Origin of the sequence: Pseudomonas sp. 5C2, from assembly GCF_034314155.1 — a bacterium.
Taxonomy (GTDB): Bacteria; Pseudomonadota; Gammaproteobacteria; order Pseudomonadales; family Pseudomonadaceae; genus Aquipseudomonas.
Genome location: NZ_JAVIWH010000003.1, coordinates 280,768 through 295,417, shown reverse-complemented (window position 1 = coordinate 295,417; position 14,650 = coordinate 280,768). Strand labels below are relative to the sequence as shown.

The 14,650-nt window shown below is 57.1% G+C and carries 11 protein-coding genes and 1 pseudogene; 8 read left to right on the top strand and 4 right to left on the bottom strand.

Annotated elements, in window-relative coordinates; translation table 11 throughout:
- Positions 1 to 46: 46 nt before the first annotated feature.
- The gene (locus RGU44_RS16075; RefSeq protein WP_322182061.1) at positions 47 to 544 is read right to left on the bottom strand and encodes a TonB-dependent receptor domain-containing protein; all 498 of its coding nucleotides are present in this window, start codon (positions 542 to 544) and stop codon (positions 47 to 49) included.
- Between the two features lie 295 nt (positions 545 to 839).
- Here RGU44_RS16075 and RGU44_RS25135 point away from each other — a divergent pair.
- From RGU44_RS25135 to RGU44_RS16055, 5 genes and pseudogenes are all read left to right on the top strand, one after another.
- Positions 840 to 1,928: pseudogene (locus tag RGU44_RS25135) on the top strand (methyl-accepting chemotaxis protein); the annotation flags it as partial.
- Positions 1,911 to 2,786, top strand: a complete 876-nt coding sequence (locus RGU44_RS25130) for a methyl-accepting chemotaxis protein (protein ID WP_416194653.1) — start codon at positions 1,911 to 1,913, stop codon at positions 2,784 to 2,786. The pseudogene RGU44_RS25135 and the gene RGU44_RS25130, both read left to right, overlap by 18 nt.
- 600 nt (positions 2,787 to 3,386) lie before the next feature.
- A complete protein-coding gene (locus RGU44_RS16065) occupies positions 3,387 to 4,019 on the top strand; it encodes a CsgG/HfaB family protein (RefSeq protein ID WP_416194652.1) in 633 nt (210 codons plus the stop codon).
- Positions 4,020 to 4,043: 24 nt separating this feature from the next.
- Positions 4,044 to 4,409 (top strand): DUF4810 domain-containing protein, encoded by a 366-nt coding sequence (locus RGU44_RS16060; RefSeq protein ID WP_322182055.1) that lies wholly within the window; start codon positions 4,044 to 4,046, stop codon positions 4,407 to 4,409.
- Between the two features lie 2 nt (positions 4,410 to 4,411).
- Positions 4,412 to 5,071, top strand: a complete 660-nt coding sequence (locus tag RGU44_RS16055) for a DUF799 domain-containing protein (protein WP_322182053.1) — start codon at positions 4,412 to 4,414, stop codon at positions 5,069 to 5,071.
- A gap of 70 nt (positions 5,072 to 5,141) precedes the next feature.
- On the opposite strand, the gene RGU44_RS16050 is transcribed toward RGU44_RS16055, so the two are convergent.
- Positions 5,142 to 5,510, bottom strand: a complete 369-nt coding sequence (locus RGU44_RS16050) for a PilZ domain-containing protein (RefSeq protein WP_322182050.1) — start codon at positions 5,508 to 5,510, stop codon at positions 5,142 to 5,144.
- A 203-nt stretch (positions 5,511 to 5,713) separates the two neighbouring features.
- Between RGU44_RS16050 and RGU44_RS16045 the strand changes: the two genes are divergently transcribed.
- From RGU44_RS16045 to yjiA, 3 genes are all read left to right on the top strand, one after another.
- A complete protein-coding gene (locus RGU44_RS16045; RefSeq protein ID WP_322218060.1) occupies positions 5,714 to 7,783 on the top strand; it encodes a carbon starvation CstA family protein in 2,070 nt (689 codons plus the stop codon).
- A 27-nt stretch (positions 7,784 to 7,810) separates the two neighbouring features.
- On the top strand, positions 7,811 to 8,008 hold the full coding sequence (locus RGU44_RS16040; protein WP_219062619.1) for a YbdD/YjiX family protein: 198 nt from the start codon (positions 7,811 to 7,813) through the stop codon (positions 8,006 to 8,008).
- Between the two features lie 104 nt (positions 8,009 to 8,112).
- A complete protein-coding gene (gene yjiA / locus RGU44_RS16035) occupies positions 8,113 to 9,099 on the top strand; it encodes a GTPase (protein ID WP_322182046.1) in 987 nt (328 codons plus the stop codon).
- A 159-nt stretch (positions 9,100 to 9,258) separates the two neighbouring features.
- On the opposite strand, the gene glyA is transcribed toward yjiA, so the two are convergent.
- Together glyA and RGU44_RS16025 are read right to left on the bottom strand one after the other, a co-directional pair.
- On the bottom strand, positions 9,259 to 10,512 hold the full coding sequence (gene glyA, locus RGU44_RS16030) for a serine hydroxymethyltransferase (protein WP_322182043.1): 1,254 nt from the start codon (positions 10,510 to 10,512) through the stop codon (positions 9,259 to 9,261).
- 121 nt (positions 10,513 to 10,633) lie between these two features.
- A complete protein-coding gene (locus RGU44_RS16025) occupies positions 10,634 to 14,491 on the bottom strand; it encodes an EAL and GGDEF domain-containing protein (protein WP_322218057.1) in 3,858 nt (1,285 codons plus the stop codon).
- Positions 14,492 to 14,650 lie beyond the last annotated feature (159 nt).

The following is a 14,650-nucleotide window of genomic DNA, read 5'->3' as shown; positions in this document are numbered from 1 at the left end:
TTTCGTTAGCTGCCCGCTCTAAACACTGCTCCCCGTTTTGAAGGCCTCAGAACTTGATGTTGAAGCCTGCAAACATCGAGCGAGGCGCCGCTGGGGTGGTTGATTGGGGGTTTGATAGCCCAAGGGAGGGGATGTCGCCAACGGCGGCGAATCCACCATGGGTGGCATATTGCCGATTAAGCGCGTTATCAAGTTTGGCGAACAGTCTGATGTTGTCGGTAAGCTGGTAGGCGCTGTGGACATTGAAAACCGTATACCCGCCCAACCTGGCATTTTTGTTTGAATCGTCACCCACATAATACTGGCCGCTGTTGGCTATCACGTCTCCACCCAGGGTCCATGCAGACGTCATCTTATAGTCGCCGCCCAACTTGAACTGTAGGGGCGAAATGCCAGGGATCTTGTTGCCTGGGGTGACAAGAATATTACCGTTTGCATCGGCATCGGGGTTATTGGCCAACGTCAGGGTTAACTTGGATTGATAAGTGGCATCGACATAGGCCAGGCAAGTTGATGTCCTGCGAAAACGGGTTGCCCTGTACATCGGAGATCACCATGCCAGGCGTCTGCTGAGACAGCGTATCCAGCACTGAAGCTGATTTATTGCGATCGAAATCATCAGAAATCAGCGATCGAGTGTCTGTCGACACTTTGTCGCAATCGCTTGCTCGGCACAGGCTATGCCGCACTCATTCTGTTGCCCCGTAGTGTCTTATGGCACACGTGCACAAGCAGACTAAAGTCTCGCCCTCATACCCTACAGTTCCACTTAGACATTGCCGATAGTGGTCATATCAGCAGCCTATGGCCGTCAGTTCGCAGCACTTTGAGGAAATGCAATGTTCAAACGTTTTAGTCAGGCCTTGGGTCATGTCGGTGTAAAGGCCAAGCTTGCCTTGGGCTTCGGCCTCTTGGTGTTACTGACCTTATTGATCGCGCTGACCGGCTGGCACAGCGCCAATAACATGGTCGACCGCGGTAACAAGATCAGCGCCATTGCGAACCTAAGCGCCCTGACTAAAGATTTACGCGTTAACCGCCTGCGCTATCTGGCTGAGCGCAACGAACAAAACAGCGCCGCAGTGTCAGGCGTGCTGGAACGTATCCAGGACAATCAACGGTCTCTGAGCGGCGTGGTGAGTAATCCTGTGGACCTGCAACTTATCGAGGAGCAAGGCCGCATCGTTGAGGACTACCGGACCCGCTTCAGCACGCTTGAGCGAACCTTTAAAGACCGTGAATCAGCGCTCGCGAAGTTGGTGCAGAGCGCTGCAGAAATTACCGAGGCGCTAAATGAAGCCACCCAGGACCTTGTCAGCGCCCCTGCGGTTGAAGATCAAAATGACACTCTGCGCTTGAGCCAGTTTCAGGCCATCGGCCAACTCGCCGTGCATATCCAGCAGGCCCGCATAGTGGTGTACAGCTTCATCTACACCAATGATCCGAGCAAAGAGCAAGGAACTCTGGCGACTATTGATCAGGTCACAGCCGAACTGATCAAGGTCCGCGACGCGACTGCACCTCGCGAACAAACCCGCCTGATGCAAGCGGAACTCGTGCTGCAACAGTACCGCAAGGATGTGCAGAACTATGCTGCACAGGTACACACCAGCCTGGAAACGCTTGATCAGATGGCTGTTTCTGGCGTCAGTCTCGAGGCGCTTAGCCAGAAACTCATCGACAGCCAGAGTCAGGCGCGCGACAGCGAGGCGCAAAGTGCTCGCCAATTGCTGGTGATCAGCACGCTGCTGGCGTTGGCCCTGGGCATTCTCGCGGCATGGGTCATCACGGCACAGATAGTCCATCCGCTGCTGGAAACCCTGAAAGCCGCAGAACGCATCGCTGCGGGTGATCTTAGTCACGACATCAAGACCGAGCGGCGTGACGAACTTGGCCAGTTACAGCGCAGCATGCAGGGTATGACGGTGAGTTTGCGCGAGCTGATCGGTGGCATCAGCAAGGGTGTCACCCAGATTGCCAGTGCGGCGGAAGAGTTGTCCGCCGTTACCGAGCAGACCAGTGCGGGTGTGAACAGCCAGCGAGTCGAAACCGATCAAGTCGCGACCGCCATGAACGAAATGACCGCCACCGTACAAGAAGTGTCACGTAACGCCGAAGAAGCCTCAAATGCCGCCGCCGCCGCCGCTGATAAAGAGGCGCGAGCAGGTGAAAAAGTTATTGGTGAGGCTATAGATCAAATCGAACTGTTGGCCGTCGAGGTCGATAACTCTAACAAAGCGATGAATCATCTGAAGGAGGAAAGCGAAAAAATCGGCGGCGTACTCGATGTGATCAAGGCCGTGGCTCAACAAACCAATCTGTTGGCGCTCAATGCCGCCATTGAAGCCGCGCGAGCGGGAGAGGCTGGACGGGGTTTCGCTGTCGTTGCAGACGAAGTCCGAAGCCTGGCTCAGCGCACTCAGAAATCCACCGAAGAAATCGAAGGGCTAATCACTAGCCTGCAAAGCGGTACACAGGAAGTGTCGACCGTAATGGAAAGCAGCCGTGTCCTCACGGACAGCAGCGTCGAATTGACCCGTCGCGCCGTCACATCTCTGGAAAGTATCACGCGCACGGTGTCGACGATCCAGTCGATGAACCAGCAAATTGCCGCCGCCGCCGAGCAGCAGAGCGCCGTGGCCGAGGAGATCAATCGCAGCGTACTCAACGTGCGCGACATCTCCGAGCAAACTGCTGGCGCCAGCGAGGAAACGGCGGCCTCAAGCGTCGAACTGGCGCGCTTGGGCAACGAGCTGCAGGTCATGGTCAGCCATTTTCGCACCTGAGACCAGGCCGTTACGCGGATTCAAGGCCTGCCAGGTGCAGGCTGTCACCCTTCTTAGCCAAGGTGTGCAGGCAATCAAGTTTGTCCAGTGACTGATAAATTGACGTCACAAATCCGTCGAGCTACCATGTGTGGCACTTTGATATCTATGGTGGCTAGACGGATTGTGGCTCTTTCCATGGGGCGGAAGAGGATATCGGTTATATAGATTACCTCCCAAGGCATTTGAATAAGTCAGGTCTCTGTATTACGTGATTGTGTGCGTGCAGGGGAGATTGTCTACGTTGTGATGGCAAGGAACAGCCTGAGCCTGTTAGGCGATACGGAAGTTTGTTACTTCGTCAAAGAGGCCTCCCTCGGCACGCTTACCAAACAAACTAAATGACGTTGTAATCGTCAATAAGATTAAAAGGCTCTCGTTTGTTTTTTGGCCTGTTTGTCCAGAAAGTAAACCTGTCCCTGTTGGGCGATAAAACCATCGGCGTCCGGTTCGCCCGCCTTGGCTGGCTGAGCAGCGCTCAGCGTGGGCCTTTTCAAGGAGATTTAAGTGAGCAAAACAACACGGCTGTTGTTGCTGGGAGCACTCCCTGTAGCGCTCGGTATGTTGGCGGGTTGTTCCGTCACGGAAAGCGCTAGGGCTTTGCCGGTTCTGAAGGTTGAAAGCGCCAGCCGCGCCTACAGCAGTATGCGCACGCCGATTGCGGTCGGTAAGTTCGATAACCGTTCGAGCTATATGCGCGGGATTTTTTCCGACGGTGTTGATCGCCTCGGAGGGCAGGCCAAGACCATCCTGATTACTCATATGCAGCAGACCAATCACTTCAATGTGCTTGATCGCGACAACATGGGCGAAATCCAGCAAGAAGCCCTGATCAAGGGCCAAGCGCAGCGGCTCAAGGGCGCTGATTATGTCGTGACCGGGGATGTCACTGAGTTTGGCCGTAAGGAAACGGGCGACCGCCAACTCTTCGGTCTCCTCGGGCGTGGCAAGTCGCAGGTGGCTTACGCCAAGGTCGCGCTGAATATCGTCAATGTTTCTACGTCTGAGGTGGTGTTCTCCAGCCAGGGCGCGGGTGAGTATGAGCTGTCGAACCGCGAGATTATTGGCTTCGGCAGCACCGCCAGCTATGACTCGACTCTCAACGGAAAGGTTCTCGATCTTGCTATGCGTGAGGCAGTGAACAACCTGGTCAATGCACTCGACAATGGCGCCTGGAAACCAGGAAACCAGTAACGGGCAACAACAAGGATGAAAGTTATGGGCAAGGTGTTTGTGTCGTGGGGCGTGATGGTTGCCGGGGTAATGGGCAGTGGTTTGTTGGCGGGATGCGTGCCGGCACCGAAAACGTTATACCAGTGGGAAAGCTACCAGCCGCAGGTGTATCAATACTTTGAAGGGGACCCTAAAGAAGCCCAGATTGAAGCATTGGAACGGGACATACAAAAGATCCGTTCGACCAACAGTTTGGCGCCGCCTGGTTATCACGCGCAGTTGGGGCTGCTGTACCTGAGCGTCGGTAAAGATGATCAGATGGTGCAAGAGTTTCGGACCGAGAAAGTACTGTTCCCGGAATCGGCAACGTACATGGATTTTTTGCTGAAGAATGCTAAGAAAGGAAGCTAGACGTGATGTCGCGATTTCTCAAGTTGTGTATCGGTTTATGGGTCGTGGCCGTGGTCGCTGGCTGTGCGCCCCAGAAAACAATTGATTACTCGGCATTCAAGCAGAGCCGGCCGAGTAGCATTGTGGTATTGCCACCGCTGAATGAGTCGCCGGATGTAAAGGCCACCTACAGCATGCTGTCGCAGATCACGTATCCGTTGGCCGAGGCTGGGTATTATGTGATGCCGGTGGCGCTGGTGGATGAAACGTTCCGGCATAATGGCCTGACCACACCAAATGATATTCATCAAGTGGCGCCTGCCAAGCTGAGGGAGATTTTTGGTGCTGACGCAGCCCTGTATATCTCCGTCATCAAGTATGGCACTAGCTATATAGTGATCAGCAGTCAGACGGTCGTAACGGCGACCGCGAAGCTTGTGGACCTAAAAACCGGAACGACGCTTTGGACCGGGACTGCAACTGCGTCGAGCGATGAAGGCAATAATAATAGCGGCGGCGGACTAGTCGGTATGTTGATCACGGCTGCGGTGAAACAGATTATCAACAGCTCGACGGACGCCAGCCATCCCATTGCTGGCATTACAAGCCAGCGCCTATTGTCCGCTGGGCACAACGCAGGTCTCCTATACGGGCCGCGTTCGCCGAAGTTTGGCACCGACTGAAAAAGGGATGGGGCCCGCCTCGGTGGGTGCTAATCATCAGCGAGGAGTTGAGGTGCTTTGAAGTGGTACCTCAACCCTCAACCAACGCCTTTATCTCTCTCTCCAGCTCCTGCATATCCCCCAGGTTCAGTTCGATCAAACGGCGCAGGTGGCTGATCGACTCCAGCCCGATATGCAAACAAACAAACCCCAGTTGTTGATTGTCTTCGTGGGTCAGTTGGACGTCCATGCGCACATCGACGTCTTCGCTCAGGTGGATGTCGACGGCGAAGGGTTGATCCGGGTTGCCGAGCCATGGGGTTGGGCGTTGGATGAGCAGGCCTTTGAGGGACAGGTCAAGCAGCCGAACCGGCCAGCGGTTCGGGCCTTGGCTGAGTTCGGTTTTGGCGTCGAAGGCGATGCGTTTGAAGCGTCGACGCTCTGCGTTGGATTCGGTCATGGTTTCACCCTCTGAAGCGCTGACTATAGCTTCATAAACCGACCTGTACCTGCCGACATTTTCCCCGCAGGTTGATTGCGACCCGTTCTTGGTCTTTCGTCGCCGAAAACCCGCGCAGGACCCTGTTCGGGGGGTGGCCTTTCGCGCTGTTGAGTCTAAACTCGGAGGTCTGTTCCTAGATCACTCGCTGGAAAATAAAAAAAATGAAAACCAATACTAGCCTGCTGCGTCATGTGCCCTGGCTGATCCTTGCAGTTGTTGGGGCGTTTGCCTTGGGGGTCGTGGCTTTACGTCGCGGTGAAGCCATCAATGCACTCTGGATCGTGGTCGCGTCTATCGCGATTTATCTGGTTGCTTACCGTTATTACAGCCTGTTCATCGCCACCAACGTGATGCAGCTGGACCCTAATCGCGCCACCCCTGCGGTCCTCAATAACGATGGTCTGGACTATGTGCCGACCAACAAACATATTCTTTTTGGTCACCACTTTGCCGCCATCGCTGGCGCCGGTCCTCTGGTCGGCCCGGTGCTTGCGGCGCAGATGGGGTATCTGCCCGGTACGCTCTGGCTGATTGCCGGTGTGGTGTTCGCCGGTGCGGTGCAGGATTTCATGATTCTGTTCCTGTCCACCCGGCGCAACGGTCGCTCCCTGGGCGAGATGGTGCGTGAAGAAATGGGCCGTGTGCCCGGCACTATCGCCTTGTTCGGTTGCTTCCTGATCATGATCATCATCCTCGCGGTGTTGGCACTGATCGTGGTTAAAGCGCTGGCGGGTAGCCCGTGGGGTATGTTCACGGTGCTGGCGACGATCCCGATTGCGATGTTCATGGGTGTCTACATGCGCTACATCCGTCCGGGTCGCATTGGCGAGATCTCATTGGTGGGTGTGATTCTGCTGCTGGCGTCGATCTGGACCGGCGGGCAGATTGCTGCGGACCCGGTCTGGGCCAAGGCCTTCACCTTCACCGGCATACAAATCACCTGGATGCTGGTCGGTTATGGCTTCGTCGCGGCGGTACTGCCGGTCTGGCTGTTGCTGGCACCCCGGGATTACCTGTCGACGTTCCTGAAAATCGGCACCATCCTCGCCTTGGCGATTGGCATCCTGATCATTGCGCCTGAGTTGAAAATGCCTGCGCTGACTCAGTTTACCGACGGCACCGGTCCGGTCTGGAAAGGCGCGCTGTTTCCCTTCCTGTTCATTACCATTGCCTGCGGTGCGGTGTCCGGGTTCCACGCGTTGATTGCGTCGGGTACCACGCCGAAGCTGCTCGACAGTGAAGCCCACTCCCGTTACATCGGCTACGGCGCGATGCTCATGGAGTCCTTCGTGGCGATCATGGCCATGGTGGCGGCTTCGGTGATTGATCCGGGCGTGTATTTCGCGATGAACAGCCCTGCAGCGATTGTCGGCAGCGACGCGGTCACGGTTGCGCAAACCGTCAGCAGTTGGGGCTTTGCCATTACCCCGGACGCGCTGATTGCGGTGGCTAAAGACATCGGTGAAACCACTGTGCTGGCCCGTGCTGGCGGTGCGCCGACCCTGGCGGTCGGTATCGCGCAGATCCTGCACCAGGTACTGCCGGGCAAAGACACCATGGCGTTCTGGTACCACTTCGCGATTTTGTTCGAGGCGCTGTTCATTCTCACCGCCGTGGATGCGGGGACCCGAGCCGGTCGTTTCATGCTCCAGGATTTGCTGGGTACTTTTGTGCCGTCGCTCAAGCGCACGGATTCATGGCCTGCCAACCTGATCGCCACCGCAGGCTGCGTCGCGATGTGGGGCTACTTGCTCTATCAAGGCGTGATCGACCCATTGGGCGGGATCAACACCTTGTGGCCATTGTTCGGTATCTCCAACCAGATGCTGGCCGGTATCGCGCTGATGCTCGCTACTGTTGTGCTGATCAAAATGAAGCGCCAACGCTACATTTGGGTCACCATGCTGCCAGCGGTGTGGCTGCTGATCTGCACCACCACCGCCGGCTACATCAAGCTGTTCGACCCGAGCCCTGCGGTTGGTTTTCTGGCACTGGCGACCAAGTACCGTACAGCCCTGGACGCGGGTCAGGTGTTGGCTCCGGCTAACAGCATTGATCAGATGCAGCACGTGATTTTCAACGCCTACACCAACGCTACCCTGACCGCGCTGTTCATGGTGGTGGTGTTCGCGATCCTGTTCTATGCGATCAAGGTCGGTGTGGCAGCATGGGGCACCAAAGGGCGTACGGACAAAGAGGCGCCTTTCCAGGCGCTGCCGAACGCACTATGAACCCGGGCTTCAACGGAGGAATTGCACATGTTCAATGACCTGAGTCGCCTCGGGAAATACCTCGGCCAGGCCGCGCGCCTGATGGTGGGGATGCCTGACTACGATAATTACGTCGAGCATATGCAGATCAGGCACCCGGACAAGCCGGTGATGACCTACGAAGCGTTCTTTCGTGAACGCCAGGAGGCTCGTTACGGCGGCAAAGGTGGCCCGAAATGCTGCTGAGCCTCTGATGGATAGTCATCTCTGATCCCGCGCGCCACGCCAGTCGTGGCGCGTTTTCGTTTATGGGGTCTGGTTATGAAGCGCATTTAAACGCAGGAGTACGCATGACTGTTTCGCAACCCATTCCGGTCACTGTACTCAGTGGCTTTCTCGGCGCCGGCAAAACCACCTTGCTGCGTCATTTGCTCAAGGCTGAACACGGCCTGAAAATCGCCGTCATCGAGAACGAATTCAGCGATGCCGGGATCGACACCCAATTGCTTGGCACCGAGCCCGTACAGGTCATGACCCTGTCCAATGGCTGCGTGTGCTGCACCATTCACACCGATTTGACCAAGGCTTTGTACTTGCTGCTTGAGCGGCTCGACAGCGGTGAGATTGCCTTTGACCGTCTGGTGATTGAATGCACCGGGCTGGCTGATCCGGCACCGGTGGCGCAAACCTTCTTCATTGACGAGGAGTTGCGCGAGCGCTACCTCCTCGACGGCATCATCACCTTGGTCGACGCGGCCCATGCCGAGCAGCACCTGACCCAAACCATCGCCCAGGCGCAAATCGGTTTCGCTGATCGCCTGTTGGTGAGCAAGCGCGATTTGGTGGATGACGCCGCTTTTAATGCCCTGAGCGAACGGCTGACCCGGATCAACCGTCGCGCTCCGATTCGAGTGGTTGAACACGGCAATATTGATCTGGCTGAATTGCTGGACGTGCGCGGTTTCAACCTCAACGCTGACGTTGGCGGCGGCATGATGCTGCGTCCGCTGAAACCAGTGAGCAGCGCAGGCAACATTGACCGCATCACCAGCCTCGTTCTGCGCACCGACAAACCGCTGGATATCGACAAGCTCAGCGAGTTCATGAATGAACTGCTGGAAGACCACGGCAAACAACTGCTGCGCTACAAAGGCGTCCTCAACATCGCCAACGAACCCCGACGCATGGTGTTTCAAGGCGTGCTGAAGTTGTATGGCTTTGACTGGGACACGGAGTGGGCTGAAGACGAAAAGCGCGAAAGTGTGATTGTGTTCATTGCCGATGACTTGCCGGAAGAGAAAATCCGTACGGGGTTTGCGCGAGTTGAGATGGCTTAACGGCTGCGGAGTGTCAGCTATTTCCGGTTAAGTCGTCACGAGGTCGGGATGGATCGCAGAATTTGTGGGCGCGAATGCGACAGGCCAAACACTGGGGATTCTGCAAAAAAAACCGGCTCTAAGAGCCGGTTTTTTTATGTCGCCAGTAATACGGGGCGATTAAGCGCCGTATACCGGCAATTTAGCGCAGATGGTTTTGACTTTTTCACGTACGGCGTCGATCACGGCCTCATTGTTCAGGTCAGCCAGGATGTCGCAGATCCAGCCAGCGAGTTCCTTGCATTCTGCTTCTTTGAAGCCGCGAGTGGTCACGGCTGGGGTGCCGAAGCGCAGGCCGGAGGTCACGAACGGGGAGCGTGGGTCATTCGGCACTGAGTTCTTGTTCACGGTGATGAACGCGCGACCCAAGGCAGCGTCAGCGTCTTTGCCGGAGATGTCCTGTTTGATCAGCGACAGCAGGAACAGGTGGTTTTCGGTACCGCCAGACACTACGTCGAAGCCGCGCTCGATGAACACGCTGGCCATGGTCTTGGCGTTCTTGACCACTTGTTGCTGGTAAGTCTTGAACTCAGGCTGCAAGGCTTCTTTGAAGCAGACGGCCTTGGCTGCGATTACGTGTTCCAGCGGACCGCCCTGGGAGCCTGGGAAGACGGCCGAGTTCAGCTTCTTCTCGATGTCGGCGTTGGCTTTGGCCAGAATCAGACCGCCACGTGGACCGCGCAGGGTTTTGTGAGTCGTGGTGGTGACCACGTCAGCGAATGGAACCGGGTTCGGGTACACGCCTGCAGCAACCAGACCGGCCACGTGCGCCATGTCGACGAACAGGTAAGCGCCGACTTTGTCAGCGATTGCGCGGAAGCGCGGGAAGTCCAGGATTTGCGAGTACGCGGAGAAACCCGCCACGATCATTTTTGGCTTGTGTTCAACCGCCAGACGCTCGACTTCGTCGTAGTCTATCAGGCCGTTGCCGTCGATGCCGTACTGTACGGCGTTGTACAGCTTGCCGGACGAGCTGACGCTGGCGCCGTGAGTCAGGTGACCACCGTGGGCCAGGCTCATGCCCAGAATGGTGTCGCCCGCTTGCAGCAACGCCAGGTAGACCGCGCTGTTGGCTTGGGAGCCCGCGTGTGGTTGAACGTTCGCGTAATCGGCACCGAACAGCTGTTTAGCGCGATCAATAGCCAGTTGCTCAACCACGTCGACGTATTCGCAGCCGCCGTAGTAACGCTTGCCTGGGTAGCCTTCAGCGTACTTGTTGGTCAGGACCGAGCCTTGAGCTTCCATCACGGCAGGGCTGGTGTAGTTTTCCGAAGCGATCAGCTCGATGTGCTCTTCTTGGCGCTGAGCTTCTTGCTCCATGGCGGCAAAGAGATCGGAGTCGTACTTGGCGAGAGTCAAATCACGGCTGAACATGGCGGTCCTCAAGGATCGGGGCAGTAGAAAAGGAGGGCATTCTAACCCATCGGCTTTTATCTGGCATATGAAAGGCAGTCATGTCGGAGACAAGCGGTTTTCACGAGGATCACCGCCACCATCAATCAAACATGAACAACGCATCATTGCTGAATTGCGCTTCGAAGCGATTAGGTGGCATTGGGCGGCCGAACAGGTAGCCCTGAACTTCGTCGCAACCGTGTTCGCGCAGGAACTCCAGCTGTTCATGGGTCTCCACGCCCTCGGCGATGACCGACAGGTTGAGGCTGTGGGCCATGGCGATGATGGCGCGAGCGATCTGCGCGTCCTGCTCACCCGATGGCAGGCCGTCGACGAACGTCCGGTCGATTTTCAGCACATCAATCGGGAATTGCTTAAGGTAGTTCAGCGATGAATAGCCCGTGCCGAAGTCGTCCACCGCGATGCTCAGGCCCAGACGTTTTAAACCGTCTAGGATCAGCATGGCCACGTTGACTTCACGCATCAGGATGCTTTCGGTCAGCTCCAGCTCGAGACAGGCCGGCGGCAGGCCGGTGTCTTTGAGAATGTCGGCAATGCGCGTGCCCAACTGACCGTCGGAGAACTGCCGTGCGGAAATGTTGACTGATACTTTGGGCACGCGGACCTTGGCCTGGTGCCAGCTCTTGAGCTGACGGCATGTCTGGGTCAGTACCCAATCTCCGACTTCCACGACCAGTCCGAGTTCTTCAAGCACCGGAATGAAGTCGCCCGGCGGTACCAGACCGCGTCGGGGGTGGTTCCAGCGCAGCAGGGCTTCGGCACCTGTCAGGCGCTTACCGTCACCACTGAACTGCGGTTGGTAATACAGCGTGAACTCTTTTTGCTCGAGGGCGTGACGCAAATCGCTTTCGAGCTCCAGTCGCTCAAGGGCCGTGGCGTTCATGTCGGCTTGATAAAACTGGAAGTTGTTTTTGCCGCGTTCTTTTGCGTGGTACATGGCCGTGTCGGCGTTTTTCATCAGCTGGCTCAGCTCGTTGCCATCTTGCGGGCTGAGCGCGATGCCGATACTGGCGGTCACAAAAAACTCACGACCTTCGAGGACGAACGGTTTCACCAGGCTGCCGAGGATCTGTTCAGCAACATTGATCGCACGGTTCAGGGCGATCTGCCGGGTGGCCCGCGGTTGCAGCAGCAGGGTGAACTCGTCCCCCCCCATGCGCGCCACGGTGTCGTCGTCGTCAACACAACCCAGCAGTCGCGATGCCATTTCCTGGAGCATGCGATCGCCAGCGGCGTGGCCGAGGGAGTCGTTGATAGGCTTGAAACGGTCCAGGTCGAGGAACATCAGCACCACCCACGCCTGCTGGCGCTCGGCTTGCTGAAGTGCAGTGTGCAGACGGTCCTGGAACAGGGTGCGGTTGGGCAGGTGCGTCAGGGCGTCGTAATAGGCCAACCGATGGATGCGTTGTTCACTGGCCTTGCGCTCGCTGATGTCGTTGAAGAAGCACACATAGCTGGCAAGATCGCCCTCGTCGTCAAGCACCGCAGTGATGCCGACCCACGCCGGGTAATGCTCGCCACTGCGACGCTTGAGCCAGACTTCGCCTTCCCAACTGCTGCGTTGGTGCAGTTGCTTGATGATGTAACGCAAGTGCGCTTCCTGCTGATCATCGACGGTCAGCAGGGTGGGCAGTTGATCGAGTACTTGTGACGCGTCATAACCGCTGACGCGACTGAACGCTTCGTTGGCCTGCACGATGTAGCCAGCCGGGTCGGTGATCAGGATCGCCGACGTGGAATGTTCGAATACCGTGGCGGCCATACGCAGGTCTTTCTCGGCACGACGTTGCTGGCTGATGTCGCGCCCGACACCCAGGATGCCTTCGAAGGCTCCGTGCTCATCCCACACCAGAATCAGGCGCAGCTCGATCGGGATCTTGCGTCCATCGGCTCGCAGGCAGTCGAAGAGGAACAGCTGGGTCGGCAGGCCCGCGCGCAGTTTCGCCAACTCGTCGGGTTTGCCCAGGGCCTTGGCGACGTGCTCAAGCAGCGCATTCATCTTGGTCAATTGCTGCGGGTTGGCGATGGTCGGTTGCCACCCGTTCTCAAGAATCCATTCAGCGCTGTAGCCCAGGACTGTCTGCGCCGACGGGCTGACGTAATTGGGTTTCAGCGCACTGTCGGTGGAAAAAATTACATCGCTGATGCTTTCCGCGAGCATCCGGTAGCGCTGTTCGCTGTCACGCAGGGACTCGCTGGCTTCGAGCTGTTCGGTAATGTCCTTTGCAACGCCGATGATGCGCGTCACAACCCCGTTCTTGTCGCGCACCAATGCTTGCTCGCGTATATCGAAGCGACACCAGTGGTTATTGTGATCACGAAACCGTAGCTGGCATTGCAGCAGCTCGGCATGCCCGGTTTGCCGCTGCAGTTGGCGCATGGACTGATAGTGTTCGGCGTCGTCCGGGTGTAGCAGGATCTCCCAGAAGTACTCGCCCATCTTCTGTAGCTCGGCCTTGTCGTAGCCCAGCGTTTCACCAAGATGGTGGTTGCTGTAAATCATTCGCTGGCTGATGACGTCCTGCACGTACAGATGATCCGGTACGGTACGCACCACATTGGACCAGAAACCTTCGCGCTCGACCAACGACAGTTCGACGCGCTTGCGGCTGCTGATGTCGCTGATGCTGAGGATCACCGCCTTATAGTCGGCCGGTTCAGGCAATCGCATCACCAGCCACAGGTACTGATCGTCGCCTTGTGGGCTGGCCAGGCGGATTTCCAGTTCGAGTTGACTCTGCCGGGTGAGCACCGCGTGAATCAGCTGCAGGCCAATCCCTTGTTGGGTGCTCGGGCACCCCTCTATCAGGTGCTGCCACGCCTCGGCGCCAGATTCGATTTTCAGCAGATCGAGTGCGACCTGATTGACCTCGGTAATGTGCAGTTGCTGTAGCAGTTCCGGGCACAGCTGCGGTTGTGTCTTTAGCACACGGTCCAGATCATCGCTGCTGTGTACTTGCAGCTTACTCAAATAGCCATGAAGCCCTGACAGGTCGAGCACGCAGAGCGCGACGCCGGTGCCGTCGAAAATGTCCTGATAACGACGTTTGCTCTCAAGCATTTGCCGTTGACGACGGCGCAGACCGGCAAGGGCCAGCAGCGGCAACAGGGAACACAACAGCCCGATCAGGCATTTGCCGATCAGCGCTGGCAGCAATTCTTGACGTGCCTTGCTGGCATCGAACAAGCCACGTAATTGCCAGTCGCTATGGGTCAACCGTGACAGCAACACATTCTGGATACCATCACGGCTGGCGTCTTCCGGGCTGTCCATGCCAGCGGCATCACGATGGATCACTGTTTGGGTGATGCTGTTTTCCAGCAGCCACATGGGCTGGAAATCCTGAGTTGTCTGGTGAGTAAGTTTCGTCAGCACGTTGGGCGCGAGGCGCAGTACCCAGTAGCCTTTTGTCGTTTCGCCAGGCTGGCGCACCAACAAATAGACGCGTGAGCCATCCGGCGCGTTGCCGAAATAATAAGGATACGCCTGACCGCGCTGCATCAATTGCGCGAGGATGGGTGCGTCGCTGGATGAGCCTGCATCGCTGCGGGCGCTGTCTTTAAGCACTTCGCCTTCGGCATTCAACCAGACAGCGCTGTGCAATGACGGCAGGGTCTGGCGCAGGGTGTCCAGCATCAGCGCTTGTTGTGCGGCGGTTTGGGTTTGCGCTTTCGTATTATCCAGGACGTTGAGTGCGCTTTGTGCACTGAGCGCCATGTTCAGGCCCAAACGATCGGCCAGTTGTGCGCTGTAGTCGAGGCTACGCTGACGCTGGCGGTCCTGGGTCTGCTGGAACTGATCCATCAGTTGCCAGAACAGCAGCACAACCATCAGCAACACCAAGGCTGCGAGCGCAGCTTTTAATGAGCCGCGAAAATGCGCGGTGGGTGCGCCTCTAGAGGTGCGCAGGGGAACAGGGGGGAGTGATGTGGACAAACTCTAATCCTGACGACGGGACTGAAGCGGCGAATGCGAGATGCACTATAAACCGGGCGCCCAAAGGGCGGCTAGCATGCCTTGATGCGTGGCTAAGTGCCAGTCCCATTAGGCCGGATGGTTTGCCCTGACGGATGCATTCGGGTAGCTTTGCTTGAT

Coding starts and splice junctions, on each gene's coding strand:
- yjiA (WP_322182046.1), top strand. CDS start 8,113: ATGACTGTTTCGCAACCCATTCCGGTCACTGTACTCAGTGGCTTTCTC.
- RGU44_RS25130 (WP_416194653.1), top strand. CDS start 1,911: ATGCAGGGTATGACGGTGAGTTTGCGCGAGCTGATCGGTGGCATCAGC.
- glyA (WP_322182043.1), bottom strand. CDS start 10,512: ATGTTCAGCCGTGATTTGACTCTCGCCAAGTACGACTCCGATCTCTTT.
- RGU44_RS16040 (WP_219062619.1), top strand. CDS start 7,811: ATGTTCAATGACCTGAGTCGCCTCGGGAAATACCTCGGCCAGGCCGCG.
- RGU44_RS16050 (WP_322182050.1), bottom strand. CDS start 5,510: ATGACCGAATCCAACGCAGAGCGTCGACGCTTCAAACGCATCGCCTTC.
- RGU44_RS16065 (WP_416194652.1), top strand. CDS start 3,387: ATGTTGGCGGGTTGTTCCGTCACGGAAAGCGCTAGGGCTTTGCCGGTT.
- RGU44_RS16060 (WP_322182055.1), top strand. CDS start 4,044: ATGGGCAAGGTGTTTGTGTCGTGGGGCGTGATGGTTGCCGGGGTAATG.
- RGU44_RS16045 (WP_322218060.1), top strand. CDS start 5,714: ATGAAAACCAATACTAGCCTGCTGCGTCATGTGCCCTGGCTGATCCTT.
- RGU44_RS16075 (WP_322182061.1), bottom strand. CDS start 544: ATGTACAGGGCAACCCGTTTTCGCAGGACATCAACTTGCCTGGCCTAT.